Source organism: Roseomonas sp. OT10 (assembly GCF_020991085.1).
Lineage (GTDB): Bacteria > Pseudomonadota > Alphaproteobacteria > Acetobacterales > Acetobacteraceae > Roseomonas > Roseomonas cutis.
Genome location: NZ_CP087719.1, coordinates 3,250,701 through 3,263,522, shown reverse-complemented (window position 1 = coordinate 3,263,522; position 12,822 = coordinate 3,250,701). Strand labels below are relative to the sequence as shown.

At 73.9% G+C, this 12,822-nt stretch carries 12 protein-coding genes; 3 read left to right on the top strand and 9 right to left on the bottom strand.

Annotated features, from left to right (window positions below):
- Positions 1-64 precede the first annotated feature (64 nt).
- From LPC08_RS14985 to LPC08_RS14945, 9 genes are all read right to left on the bottom strand, one after another.
- The gene (locus LPC08_RS14985; protein WP_230449042.1) at positions 65-1,138 is read right to left on the bottom strand and encodes a tartrate dehydrogenase; all 1,074 of its coding nucleotides are present in this window, start codon (positions 1,136-1,138) and stop codon (positions 65-67) included.
- Positions 1,139-1,491: 353 nt separating this feature from the next.
- Positions 1,492-2,241, bottom strand: coding sequence for an ABC transporter permease (locus LPC08_RS14980; RefSeq protein ID WP_230449041.1), 750 nt, complete (start codon positions 2,239-2,241; stop codon positions 1,492-1,494).
- A complete protein-coding gene (locus LPC08_RS14975; protein ID WP_230449040.1) occupies positions 2,238-3,020 on the bottom strand; it encodes an ABC transporter ATP-binding protein in 783 nt (260 codons plus the stop codon). Before LPC08_RS14975 ends, LPC08_RS14980 begins: the two co-directional genes overlap by 4 nt.
- 10 nt (positions 3,021-3,030) lie before the next feature.
- Complete coding sequence (locus LPC08_RS14970; protein WP_230449039.1) at positions 3,031-3,999, bottom strand: ABC transporter substrate-binding protein; 969 nt, start codon at positions 3,997-3,999, stop codon at positions 3,031-3,033.
- Positions 4,000-4,010: 11 nt separating this feature from the next.
- Positions 4,011-4,550, bottom strand: a complete 540-nt coding sequence (locus tag LPC08_RS14965; RefSeq protein ID WP_230449038.1) for a VOC family protein — start codon at positions 4,548-4,550, stop codon at positions 4,011-4,013.
- A 270-nt stretch (positions 4,551-4,820) separates the two neighbouring features.
- A complete protein-coding gene (locus LPC08_RS14960) occupies positions 4,821-5,795 on the bottom strand; it encodes an isopenicillin N synthase family dioxygenase (protein WP_230449037.1) in 975 nt (324 codons plus the stop codon).
- Positions 5,796-5,826: 31 nt separating this feature from the next.
- A complete protein-coding gene (locus LPC08_RS14955; protein ID WP_230449036.1) occupies positions 5,827-6,870 on the bottom strand; it encodes an ABC transporter substrate-binding protein in 1,044 nt (347 codons plus the stop codon).
- Positions 6,867-7,898: an ABC transporter substrate-binding protein gene (locus LPC08_RS14950; RefSeq protein WP_230449035.1), complete on the bottom strand. Its 1,032-nt coding sequence runs from the start codon at positions 7,896-7,898 to the stop codon at positions 6,867-6,869. Before LPC08_RS14950 ends, LPC08_RS14955 begins: the two co-directional genes overlap by 4 nt.
- A gap of 181 nt (positions 7,899-8,079) precedes the next feature.
- Positions 8,080-9,369, bottom strand: coding sequence for an Hsp70 family protein (locus LPC08_RS14945; RefSeq protein WP_230449034.1), 1,290 nt, complete (start codon positions 9,367-9,369; stop codon positions 8,080-8,082).
- Positions 9,370-9,558: 189 nt separating this feature from the next.
- Here LPC08_RS14945 and LPC08_RS14940 point away from each other — a divergent pair, with 189 nt between their 5' ends.
- The 3 genes from LPC08_RS14940 to LPC08_RS14930 all read left to right on the top strand — a co-directional run bounded on the left by LPC08_RS14940 (position 9,559) and on the right by LPC08_RS14930 (position 12,812).
- A complete protein-coding gene (locus tag LPC08_RS14940) occupies positions 9,559-10,350 on the top strand; it encodes a hypothetical protein (protein WP_230449033.1) in 792 nt (263 codons plus the stop codon).
- A 138-nt stretch (positions 10,351-10,488) separates the two neighbouring features.
- Positions 10,489-11,433, top strand: a complete 945-nt coding sequence (locus LPC08_RS14935; protein ID WP_230449032.1) for a 1-phosphofructokinase family hexose kinase — start codon at positions 10,489-10,491, stop codon at positions 11,431-11,433.
- Positions 11,434-11,468: 35 nt separating this feature from the next.
- Complete coding sequence (locus LPC08_RS14930; protein WP_230449031.1) at positions 11,469-12,812, top strand: cytochrome P450; 1,344 nt, start codon at positions 11,469-11,471, stop codon at positions 12,810-12,812.
- The last annotated feature ends 10 nt before the right edge of the window (positions 12,813-12,822 follow it).

Genomic DNA, 12,822 nt, shown 5'->3' with positions numbered 1-12,822 from the left:
CGGGATGACCGGCGCCGGCGCGCCACGGCCTTGGCCAGGAAGCCGCACCGGGGGCAGGCGAAGCTCAGTCGTTGGCGCCGCGGATCGCCTTGACCACGGCGGCGGTGACGTCCGCCGTGCGCGCCGTGCCGCCCAGGTCGGCCGTCAGCACGCCATCGGCGCAGACCTGCTCCACCGCCGTCATCAGCCGCTTCGCCGCGGCCGCCTCGCCCAGGTGCTCCAGCATCATCGCCGCTGTCCAGAAGGTCGCGACGGGGTTGGCCACGCCCTGGCCCGCGATGTCGAAGGCGGAGCCGTGGATCGGCTCGAACATCGAGGGCGCGCGGCGCGAGGGGTCGAGGTTCGCCGTCGGCGCCACGCCCAGCGAGCCCGCCACCGCGCCGGCCAGGTCGCTCAGGATGTCGGCATGCAGGTTGGTCGCGACCACCGTGTCGATGGAATCCGGCCGGCGCACCATGCGCGCGGCCATGGCGTCCACCAGCTCCTTCTCCCAGCGCACCTCGGGGTAAGCGGCCGCGACCTCGGCGGCGATGTCGTCCCACATCACCATGCCGTGCCTCTGCGCGTTGGACTTGGTGACCACGGTCAGCAGCTTCCGGGGCCGGGAGCGCGCGATATCGAAGGCGGTGCGCATGATCCGCTCCACCCCCGCGCGGGTGAAGATCGCCGTCTCCGTCGCCACCTCCTCCGGATGGCCGCGATGCGCGCGGCCGCCATGGCCGGCATACTCGCCCTCGGAGTTCTCGCGCACGATCACCCAGTCGATGTCGCCCGGCCGCACCGCGCGCAGCGGCGAGGTCAGGCCGGGCAGCACCCGCGTCGGGCGGATGTTGGCGTACTGGTCGAAGCCCTGGCAGATCCGCAGCCGCAGCCCCCACAGCGTGACGCTGTCCGGCAGTTCCCGGTCGCCCACCGCGCCGAAGAAGATGGCGTCGAAGCCGCGCAGCGTCTCCAGCCCGTCCTGCGGCATCATCTCGCCATGGGCGCGGTAGTGGTCGCTGCCCCAGGGGAAGTCCGTGACGTCGAGGCGGAAGCCGCCGTCGCGCTCGGCCAGGGCGTGCAGCACCTCCAGCCCGGCGGGGATGACCTCCTGGCCGATGCCGTCGGCGGGGATGGCGGCGATACGGTGCGTGCGCATGGCGTTCCTTGTCGTTGAGTCGGGGCTGTTGCGGCGGGTGTCCCGGGACATGGGCGGGAGGGCGGGGACATCGCCCTTCTGTTCCCGCGTCCCGCCGCCCGGAGGCCTGGACATGGGGAGCGGCGACCGCCCCACCCGCCGGCGGCCGGGCGAGCCGGCCGGCCGCCCCAGCCTGGCGGACGAGGCTATGCCGCGCTGCGCCGGAGGCAAGCCTCGTGTCGGTGCCTCGCGTGCGGGCGAGGCCAGGGTGGCCCCCGGCCGGACAGGGAACGCCGGGCCCCTGGCCAGCCGGCGGAGCGGGAAACCCGGCCTGTCTCCCCCCCCCGGGGCACAGGGCCGGCGGGATGCCGCTCCTACCGCCCGGACCAGTGGACGAAGCGCTTCTCCGCCAGCAGGAAGAGCAGGTTCAGGACGTAGCCCAGCGCGCCGGCCAGGAAGATGGCGCCGTACATCAGCCCGCTCTCGAACAGCATCTGGGCGTTGATGACGCGCTGGCCGATGCCGTCGGTGGAGCCGATGAACATCTCCGCCACCACCACGATCACCAGCGCGAGCGAGACGCCCTGGCGCATGCCGACCAGGATCTGCGGCAGCGCCTCCCACACCAGCACGTCCCACAGCACGCGCCCCGGCCCGGCGCCCATGACCTTCGCCGCCAGGACGCGGGTGCGGCGGGCGTTCATCACGCCATAGGCGGCGTTGAACAGGATGACGAGGGCGGCGCCAAAGGCGGCGACGGCGATCTTGGTCGCCTCACCCGTGCCGAACAGCACGAGGAACAGCGGAAAGAGGGCCGAGGCGGGGGTGGAGCGGAAGAAGTCCACCACGAACTCCACCGCGCGGTAGAGGCGCTCGCGCGCGCCCAGCGCCACGCCCAGCGGCACGCCGATCAGGCTGGCCAGCAGGAAGGAGAGCAGCGTGCGCCACACCGTCATGGCCAGGTCGTGCCCCAGCGTGCCCGTGCGGAAGGCGGCCCAGGTGTCGTGCGCCGTCTCCAGCGGCGAAGGGAGGAGGACCGGATCGGCCACGCGCAGCAGGACGGCGAGCTGCCACACGGCGAGGAAGCCCAGCGCGCCCAGGACGGGGGAGAGGATGCCCCTCATGCCGCCTGCACGGCGCGGGTGAAGGCGTCGAGGCAGCGGCGCTTGATGGCGACGAAGTCGAGGTCGGAGAGCGTCTCCGCCGTGCGCGGCCAGAACAGCGGCACGGGCACGTCGTCGGCGACGCGCGTGGGCCGGCGGGTCAGCATCAGCACGCGGTCGCCCAGCACGATGGATTCCTCCAGGTCGTGCGAGACCAGCAGCGTCGTCACCCCGGCCCGCTTCAGCACGTCCTGCAACAGCTCGCGCAGCGAGAGCGTCGTCTCGTAGTCGAGTGCGGAGAAGGGCTCGTCCAGGAACAGCACCTCCGGCTCCACCGCCAGCGCGCGCATGATGGAGACGAGCTGCTGCTGCCCGCCCGACAGCTCGTAGGGATAGCGGTTCAGGTCGAAGCGCACGCGGAAATCGGCGCTCAGCGCCTCGACCCGCCGCTCGATCTCCGCGCGCGGCAGGCCCATCAGCCGCAGCGGGTAGCGGATGTTGTCGGCGGCGCGGCGCCAGGGGAACAGCGCCTCGCGGTAGTTCTGGAAGACGTAGCCGATCCGCACCTCGGCCGGCAGGCGGCCGTCGAACAGGATCTCGCCGCCGTCGGTCGGCAGCAGCCCCGCCAGCATGTTGATCAGCGTCGACTTGCCGCAGCCGTTCGGGCCGAAGATGGACAGGATGTCGCCCTGCCGCACCTGGAGGTCGAAGCCGTCATAGACCGGCTGCCCGGCGAAGAACTTCCGCAGGCCCCGCACCGTGAGGGCGAGGCGCGCGGTCGGAAGCCGGACGACGCTCAAGCCCCGCTCCTCACAGGGCGCGCAGGAAGGTCTTCACGTCGATCTTCTCCCGCACCACGCCCTGGGCCACGGCGAGGTCCACGAATTTCTGGAAGTCCGCGACATCCTGCCCGCTCAGGTCGCGCACCATGCGGAAGTTCACCAGCGGGATGGTGGGCGCGAGCTCGGCGGAGGTGTTCATGAAGCGCACCAGCAGCTCGCGCGCCGAGGCGTCCTCCCGCGCCACCTGGCACGCCTTCGCCCAGGCGGCGGCGAAGCGGCGCGCCACGTCGGGCTTCGCATCGAGGAGGCGCTGCGGCAGCGCGGTGCCGGCCGCCCAGGCATTGGCGCCCGGCCGGCCGATCAGGTGGGTGGCGATCACCCCCGCCTCCAGCCGCCGGGCGACGCCCTGGCGCTCGGCGATGGTCGCCTGGGGCTCCAGCGTATAGGCGGCGTCGAAGGTGCCGGCGGCCAGCGCGCCGACGTGGACGCCCATCTGCTGCTCGGTGATCGTGTAGTCCGTCCCTTCCTTCAGCCCGACGGAGGCCAGCACCGCGCGCGCCGCCGAGAGGTTCGCGGGACCGGGGGCGGAGACGATGCGCGCGCCCTTCAGGTCGCGCAGCGTCGTGCCCTGCCAGTTCGGGCGGACGATGAACTGCTCCATCTGGTACTGCGCGTTCTGCCCGTTCAGGCTGATGTAGACGGCCGTGCCGGCGCGGCGGGCGTTGATATTCGCCCCCTCCAGCGTGACGAGGTTGGCGGCCGCGTCCACGTCGCCCGAGACCAGCGCCTGGACGATCAGCGGCGCGGTCTGCAGCGGCACGGCGGTGACGGCGAGGCCCTGCTCCGCGAACAGCCCGCGCTCCTGCGCCACGTAGAAGGGCAGGGCGGAGGAGACGTTGAAGACCGCGACCTTCATTGCATCCGCGGCCTGCGCGCCGCGCGCGAGGAAGGGCAGGGCCAGGGCCGGCAGGGTGGCGAGGAGGGGGCGGCGGTGCATGGCGGGTCTCCTCAGCCGAGCTTCGGATAGGCGGCGGGGTCGAAGAAGCTGCTGCCGGCGACGTAGCGGCGGCCCTCCGACATGTCGGGCGGCGGGCCGTCCTCGGCGGCGCCCTCGAAGGTCAGCTCCAGCTGCACGCCGGAAGGGTCGTAGACGAAGAGCTGCCAGAGGGTGGTGCCGGGCACCAGGAACTCCCGCCAGTCCAGCCCCGCCGCCCGGAAGCGCGCGACGAAGGCGTGGTAGCCGCGGCAGGCGAGGGAGACGTGGTCGATCGCCGCCGTGCCCATGGGCGCCCGTCCCTCCGCCCCCAGGGCCGGTCCGCCGGCATAGACGTGCAGCAACGCCGGCCCGCCCGGTAGCGGCACGGAGAGCCAGGCGCCCGGGTAGCCGAAGTCGGGCCGGTGCGTCTCCCGCAGGCCGAGGATGCCGCAATAGAAGGCGACGGTGGCGGCGAGGTCGTTCGTCTTCACCGCCACGTGGAACAGGCCGGCCACCAGCGGCTCGGCCGGCGGGCCTGCGGGCGTATGCGGCAGCGGGGCATGGTCGTTCATGGCAGGCTCGTTCTTGGGTCCGGCCGGCAGGGCAAGCCGCATGCCAGACCGATGGCTTGGTGCGGCCCATGGCGCGGCCCAAGGCGCGGCCATGCAGGACCCGTGGCCGAGGGGAGGGGGGCGCCGCCCGTCACGGCCCTTGCCGGTATCGCACCGGAGCGAAGGCCCGCCCCACGCGCCGTCCACGCCAGGGCTGCGGGCGCGGGAGGCGGCCCCGGATCGGGCCGCACCCCGGCGACCGGGCGCGGCGCGATCCTGGAGCCTGGCGCGCTACATCGCCCCGGCGGCCTCCGGCTGCTTCCACGACACGCGGTCGCGCTGGAAGCCGGCATAGACGCTCTCGCCCGCCACGATCGGCGCGTAGTCCGGCTTGGCGGGCGCTTCGCCGACCAGCGCCTGCGGGTCGATCACCGTGTGGAAGGAGGGGTGGACGAAGAGCGGCATGGAGTAGCGCTCGCGACCGGAGCTGTTGATCACCCGGTGCAGCGCGGCCGGGTAGCGGCCGTTGGTCCAGTGCCGCAGCAGCCGGCCGACATTGATCACCACCGCCTTCGGGTCGGGCACCACGGGCAGCCAGTCGCCTTCCGGCGTCTGCACCGACAGGCCGCCGTTCATGTCCTGGATGAGGAGGGTGATCAGGCCGCGGTCCACATGCGCGCTGACACCGAACTCGGAGGTCTCGGCGACCGCCTCCTGCGGCGGGTAGTGGATGACCCGCATGTTGGAGTAGGTCTGGCGCGACATCTCGGCGAAGAAGTCCTCCGGCGCGCCCAGATGCAGGGCGCAGGCGCGCAGGATCGCCTCGCCCAGGCCGAACATGGCGCGGTAGCAGGGCTCGATCCGCTCGCGGAAGCCCGGCAGCTCCGGCCAGGGCGTCGGGCTGTAGAAGGGCAGCGCCAGCAGCTCCGGATCGTCCGGGCGGTCCGGATGGCCGATGCTGAAGGCCTCGTGGCCGCTGGGCTTCTGGCCGGCCAGCTGGCTGTCGAACATCGGCACGAAGCCGCGGTTGTTGCGCTTGTCCTGCACCAGGCGCTTCTCCTCCTCCGGCCGGGCGAAGAACTCCTGCGCGGCGTCGAAGGCGCCCTGCACCACCTCGGGCGGCAGCCCGTGCCCGACCAGCGAGACGAAGCCGTAGCGTTGGAAGGTGTCGCCCAGCGCGGCGACGGTGGCGGCCCGCCCGGCGGCGTCGCCGGACAGGAAGGGCGCGAAATCCACGGTGGGGATGCGGTCGACGGCGTTGCTCATCTCGTCCTTCCTCTGCGGTTCCTCCGGCCCCTCACAGCATCCGCATCTCGCGCGGCGGCAGGTAGGCGTCGGTATAGACATCCTCGGGCCTCAGCCGCGGCGGCAGGCCGAAGGCCTCCTCCACCGCGCGGATCCCGCGCCCGAGCCGCGCCGGATCGACCGAGGACAAGCCGTTGCGCAGCACGTTCTCGGTGACCAGGTGCTGCTCCGCGTTGAAGCGGTAGCGCTCCAGCTCGATCGGCGCCTCGCTCAGCGGCTCCGCCTTCACCAGCGCGGCGATCGCCTCCTCCGGGTGCCGATAGGTGTAGGAAAGGCTCCGGAACAGCGCGCGAAGCATGCCGCGCACCGCCCCGGGCTCGCGCGCCAGGTAGTCCCGCGTGGTCAGGTAGCAGGTGGCATAGAGGTCGAGCCCGTGGTCGCGGTAGAACAGGATGCGCTGCTGCGGCAGGTCGAGGCCGAGCGCCTTCAGCGACAGCGCCGTGCTGGTGACGATGCCGGTGATGGCGTCCGCCCGCCCCTGCAGCAGCATCGGCTCGCGCAGCTCGGCCCGCACCGTCAGCCATTCCGTGCGCTTCATGTCGATGCCCGCGGCCCGGGCGAAGGCGGGGAAGAGCTGCCGCCCGGCGTCGATGTCCGGGGCGCAGAGCACGCGGCCCTCCAGGTCCTTCGGCAGGCGGATGGGCCCGTCGCCCTTGGCGGTGACGCAGAGGCCGCTGCGGTCCGCCGCCACCGCGACCGCGACCAGCCCGCTGGAGGGGTTCTCCGCCATGAACTTCAGCGTCGGGTTGATGTCCCCCTGCCCCATGTCGAAGGTGCCGGCGGCCACGTCCACCGGCACCCGGCCGGAGCCGAAGCCGCGGCTGAGGGCGAGGTCGATCCCCTCCTCGCGGAAGAAGCCCTTGTCGCGCCCCAGCAGCGCATAGGAATTGGGGCCCTGGAAGGCCCAGTCGAGCGTGAAGCGGACACGCTTCGCAGCCCCCTCCGCCCGCGCGATCCCGGGCCGGGCCAGGGGGGCGGCCGCCAGCGTCCCGCCGGCGGCGAGCAGGCCCCGCCGGCCGAACGCCACCGCGCTCACAACCGGCGGTCCGCCAGCGGCGGCAGGAAGCTGTCGTTGTAGATCGCCGCGACCTGCAGCTTCGGCGTCAGGCCATAGGCCTCCTCGACGGTCGCCAGCGCCTTCTGGAAGCGCGCCTTGTCCGGGTTGGACAGGCCGTTCGCCTTCACGTGGTCGGAGGAGACCTGCTCCTCGAAGCTGAGGTCCTGGCGCTGGCTCTCGATCGCCACGTCGGTCAGCGGCTCGACCTGCTTGAGGATCGTGATGGCCTCCTCGCGGTGGCCGTTGGTGTAGATCAGCCCGCGGAACAGCGCCTTCAGCGCGCCGCGCACCACTTCCGGGTTCTTCTCGATGAAGGCGCGCGTGGTGAGGAAGCAGGTGCCGAGCAGGTCCAGCCCGTAGTCGCGGTAGTACATGATCCGCTGCTGCGGGAAGTCCATGCCCAGCGCCTTGAGCGACATGCCCGAGGAGGTGACGGCGCCGGTGATGCCGTCGGCGCGCTTCTGCACCAGCATCGGCTCACGCAGCTCGGGGCTGACCGTCATCCAGTTGACCTTGGCGGCGTCGATCCCCGCCGCCTTGGCGAAGGCGGGGAAGAGCTGCCGGCCCGCATCGGATTCCGGCGCGGCCAGGGTCTTGCCCTCCAGGTCCTTCGGCGTGCGGATCGGCCCGTCGGCGCGCACCGTGGCGCAGAGCAGCGAGCGGTCGCCCCAGACGCCGACCACGACCAGCCCGGCATTCGGGTTCTCGGCCATGAACTTGATGACCGGGTTGATGTCCGCTTGGCCCATGTCATAGGCACCGCCCGCGATGTCCACGGGCACGCGGCCTGAACCGAAGCCGCGGTCCACCGTGGCGTCCACCCCGGCCTCGCGGAAGAAGCCCTTCTCGCGGGTCAGGGTGACATAGGCGTTGGGCCCCTGCCGCGCCCAGTCGATGGTGAAGCGCAGCTTCGGCAGGCTCTGGCCCAGGACCAGGCCCGGCATGGCCAGCGCGCTGGCGGCGCCCAATCCGGCGCCAAGGGCGATGCGTCGCGGGAGGAGGGTCATCGGCGGATCCTGGACGGTCATGGCCGCCGGCGGCGCCGGCGGGCCGAGGTGACGGGGCCGGGCTGCCCCTGTGGCGGAAGCCGAGCAAAAGCCGCGCCAGGGACCGCCGCCCCGGGGTGCAGGACCGCCCCGCGGCCGCCCCTCCGGGCTGGTCCCCGGGCGGCGGACAGCGCCGACGCCGCTACCGCCCCGCGCCGCCGATCAGCGCCAGCCCCTCGGCCACCGAGACGAACTCGCTGCCCCCCGCGATCCGCGCGGGGTCGAAGCGGGTCTCGAACAGCCGCCGCACCGCCGGGACCAGGGAGGTGCCGCCGGTCAGGAAGACCCGGTCCACCTCCGCCGCGCGCAGCCCCGCATCGGCCAGGGCGCGGTCGATGGCCGTGCCGAACTGCGCCAGCTCCGGCGCGATCCAGCCCTCGAAATCGGCGCGGGCGACCTCCGCCTCCACCCGGAACCCGCCATGGGCGAAGCGCAGCACCGTGCTCGCCGCCCGCGACAGCTCCGCCTTGGCCGAGGAGACGGCCTGGTAGAGCGCATAGCCCGCCTCGTCCTCGACCAGCCGCACCAGATGCGCCAGCCGCTCCGGCGCCTCCGCCGTACGCATCACCTCGCCGATCTCGCGCAGCGTCTTCGGCGCGCGCATCAGCGACAGCCGGTGCCAGCGGGCGAAGCTGGCGTACCAGGCGGGCGGGACGGGCAGGGGGCTGCCGCCCATCACCGTGTAGTGGCTGCCCTTGCCCAGCAGCGGCGAGATCACCCGGTCGATGATGCGGTAGTCCAGCGCGTCGCCCGCCAGCCCGACGCCGGCATGGCCCAGCGCCTCGACCCGCCGGCGGGCGCCGGGATCGAAGCGCAGGATCGAGAAGTCGCTGGTGCCGCCGCCGAAATCCCCGACCAGCACGGTGGCCGCCCCCTCCAGCGTGGCGGCGAAGCGGTGGCCCGCCGCCTCCGGCTCCAGCGCCACGGTCAGGTCTCGCCAGCCCGCGGCGGCGAAGGCGCCGCGCAGCCGGCGCTCGCCCAGGGCGTCGTCGGCCGTCCCGCCCACGAAGCGCACCGGCCGCCCCGCCACCACATGCGCCCCGGCCAGCGCCCCCATGCCGCCCAGGCTGCCCGCGGCGGCGCCCAGCAGCCCGCGCAGCAGCAGCGCCGCCAGATCCTCCAGCGGATAGGCCCGGCCCAGGATGCGCACCTCGCCCAGGCTGCGCTGCGCCAGGTAGCTCTTGAGCGACATGATCAGGCGGCTGCCCAGCGGATCGTCCAGATAGGCGTCGATCGCCGCCGGTCCCGTCGCATGGCGCAGCGCGGCGCGGCCGGAGACCCCTTCCTCCGCCCAGAAGCAGAGGACGGAGCGGAACACCTCCAGCTCCGCCGCGCCCACGGCATAGCGCGCGGTGGCCACCTGCCCGTCCGGCTGCAGCAACGCGACGACGCTGTTGGTCGTGCCGAAGTCGATGCCGATCACCGGGGGCATGGCGCAGGTCCAGGGGAAGGAGGGGAGGGAGGGGAGGGGGCGTGGGTGTGCCCGTATTCGGTCGCCCCGCAAACCCCGGGCGGCGCCGGGACAGGGGTTGAGCGAAGCCTTTCCGGGCTCGGGCGCCGTTAACCCTTCGCTAAGCGTTGCGGCGCAACAACGTCGCCGCGCCTCCCCGAATGGACTGCCATGCCGAACCGCCCCAAGTCCTGGGTCCCCCTGTTCCTGGAAGAGCCGGCCCTGTTCGAGCAGATCATGGCCCACCCTTCGCTGGACCGGCGGATCAGCGCCTGGCCCGGCTTCCCGGATCTGCTGGTGGGCGAGTCGCTGCGCCAGATCCGCAGCCCCGATGCGGATGCCCTGGGCGCCATGCGGGACCTCTACGCCTTCGGCCTGGCCAACGGGCTGCCTCCGGCCGCCCGCCGCTCCGCGGTCGAGGCGATGCGGGCGCATCGGGACGGCCGCCGCGTCCCCGCCCTGGCTTGGGCCACCTTCCTGGCACTGGACCCGGACCCGCTGGTGGCCTTCGGCGCCGCCTGCGGCTGGCTCGATGCGGCACCGAAGGAAGCCCTGGCGGCGCTGGACGCCCTGCTGTCCGGCAGCGGCTGCGCCTGCCGCGGCGGCGTCTTCGGCGCCCTGCTGCAGCGGATGCAGCCCGGCTGGTCGGACCGCATGGCCGCGTGGCGGGAGGTGCTGGCACTGGAGGAGGTCGCGGTGGCCCTGGCGCTGCCGGGGCTGTCCCTGACGGTGCCGGCCCGGCGCTGGCTGGAAGGCTGGCTGGCCGGGCTGGACCGCGCGCGCGACGCCGTCCTGGCCGACCTGCTGGCCCAGGCGCTGCGTCAGGCGGCCGACACGGTCCGCGACCCCCGGCGGGTGGCGGAGGCGCTGCTGCCGCCCCTGGCCCGCCTGCGCCCGATCCGCCTGGCCGCCGTCCCGGCGCCGTCGCCCGGCAGGGGCGGCGAGGCCGCCTCGCGCCGCTGACGGATGGCGGGGCGGCGGGGGCGCGCGCCTCCCCGCCCGTGACCTCGCGGCCGGCGCGGCGTTCAGCCCGCGTGGCCCGGGGCCGCCGGGTCCGCTATCCCTGGCCCTGACCCATCCGCCAGGAAGCAGGAGACGCGCGTGACGACGACGGCCCGCATCGTGACCCTCACGCTGAATCCCTCGATCGATATCGCCTGCGAGGCGGAGAAGGTGATGCCGATCCGCAAGATCCGCACCACCAACGAGCGCCAGGACCCCGGCGGCGGCGGCATCAACGTCGCCCGCGTGGTCACCGCCTTCGGCGGCGACGCGCTGGCCCTGGTGCTGGCGGGCGGGGTGACGGGGCAGTTCCTGTCGGAGCTGCTCGAGGAGGGCGGTGTGCCGCACCGGACCATCCCGATCGCCGGCCGCACCCGCATCAGCCAGACGGTGCTGGAGCGCAGCAGCGGGCAGGAATACCGTTTCACCCCCGAAGGGCCGGAGGTGGCCGAGGCGGAGTGGCGCGCCGCGCTGGAGGCGCTGGAGGAGGCGGAGGGCGAATGGCTGGTGGCCAGCGGCAGCCTGCCGCGCGGCGTACCCGCGGACTTCTACGCCCAGGCCGCCCGGATCGCGCGCCGCCGCGGGAACCGGCGCTTCGTGCTCGACACCTCGGGCGAGGCGCTGAAGCAGGCCCTCTGCGAGCGGCCGTATCTGATCAAGCCCAGCCTGGGCGAGTTCGAGGCGTTGCTCGGCCGCAAGCTGCCCGGCCGCGCCGAGCAGGAGGAGGCGGCCATCGCCCTGGTCCGCGAGGGCCATGCGGAGATGGTCGCGCTGACCCTGGGCCGGGACGGCGCCATCCTGGCGACGGAGGCCGGGGCGGTCTTCCTGCCGGCGCTGGAGGTGGAGATTCGTGGCGCGGTCGGCGCCGGGGACAGCTTCACCGCCGCGATGGTGATGGCCCTGTCCCGTGGCCGCCCGGCCGAGGAGGCCTTCGCCTGGGGCGTCGCGGCGGGCGCCGCCGCCGTCTCCAGCCCCGGCACGGCGCATCCGGAGCGCAAGACGGTGGAGGCGCTGTTCCACCGGCTGCCGGTCCCCGCCCCCTGAGCGGCGCCCGGGACGCCCCGCTGCCGGCGCGGGTGGTGCCACCGGCCCGGCCGCTGCGCGACCTGGCGCTGCTGCGCGCGGTGATCCGCAACCCGCTCGAATCCGTCCCCGCCGCCGCCTATGTCGAGGGGCTGGTGCGGCAGCGCTTCCTGGGCCGCGAGCGCCTGCTGGTGACCGATCCGGCGCTGGTGCAGCGTGTGCTGCTGGACGAGGCGGACGCCTTCGGCAAGGCGGAGGCGATGCGGCGCGCCCTGGCCCCGGCCCTGGGCGATGCGATCCTGACCGCCGATGGCGAGCGCTGGCGCTGGCAGCGCCGTGCCGCGGCGCCCGCCTTCCGGCACGAGCAGTTGCTGGGCGTCCTGCCGGAGATGATCGCGGCCGCCGGGCGGACCCGCGACCGCTGGCTGGCACGGCTGGAGGCGGGCGCCGCCGGGATCGAGCTGGGCCACGAGATGATGCGGACCACCTTCGACATCATCCTGGCCACCATGCTGCCCGGCGAGGAGGGGCTCGACGTCGCCCGGGTGGAACGCGGCATCACCGACTACCTCGATTCCACCAGCTGGGCGATCGCGCTCGCGCTGCTGAAGGCGCCCGCCTGGGTGCCCTATCCCGGCCAGGCCCGGGCGGCGGCCTCGCGCGACCACCTGCGCGCGGAGATCCTGCGCATCGTCGCGGCAGCCCGGGCGCGCGGGGAGGACGGCCGCCGCGACCTCGCCTCCCGCCTCGTCGCCGCGCGAGACCCGGAGACGGGGCAGGGGATGAGCGACCGCGACGTGGCCGACAACCTGCTGACCTTCATCACCGCCGGGCACGAGACGACGGCGCTGGCGCTCACCTGGACCTTCTACCTGCTGGCGCTGCACCCCGGGGTGGAGGCGCGGCTGCTGCGGGAGATCGACGCGCTGACCGGGGGCGGGCCCCTGCGGCCGGAGCACCTTCCCGGCCTCGCCTACGGGCGGCAGGTGCTGCAGGAGGCCATGCGGCTCTACCCGCCGGCGCCGCTGGTGGTGCGCACCGCGCTGCGCGACATGGAGCTGGGCGGCGAGGCGCTGCGGGCGGGCACGCCGGTCTATGTCCCCGTCTATGCGATCCACCGCCATCGGGCCTTGTGGGCGGAGCCGGACCGCTTCGACCCCGACCGCTTCGCGCCCGGGGCGCCGGCCCGGCACCGCTTCGCCTACCTGCCCTTCGGCGCCGGCCCGCGCATCTGCATCGGCGCGGGCTTCGCCATGCTGGAGGCGGCGGCGATCCTGGCCGTGCTGCTGCCGGCATTGCGCCTGTCGCTGCCGCCTGGGGCCGCGCCGACCCTGCGCATGCGGATCACGCTGCGGCCGGCGCGCGGCATGCCCATGCGGGTCGCCCGGCGCGGGGCCTGACGGCCGCGCC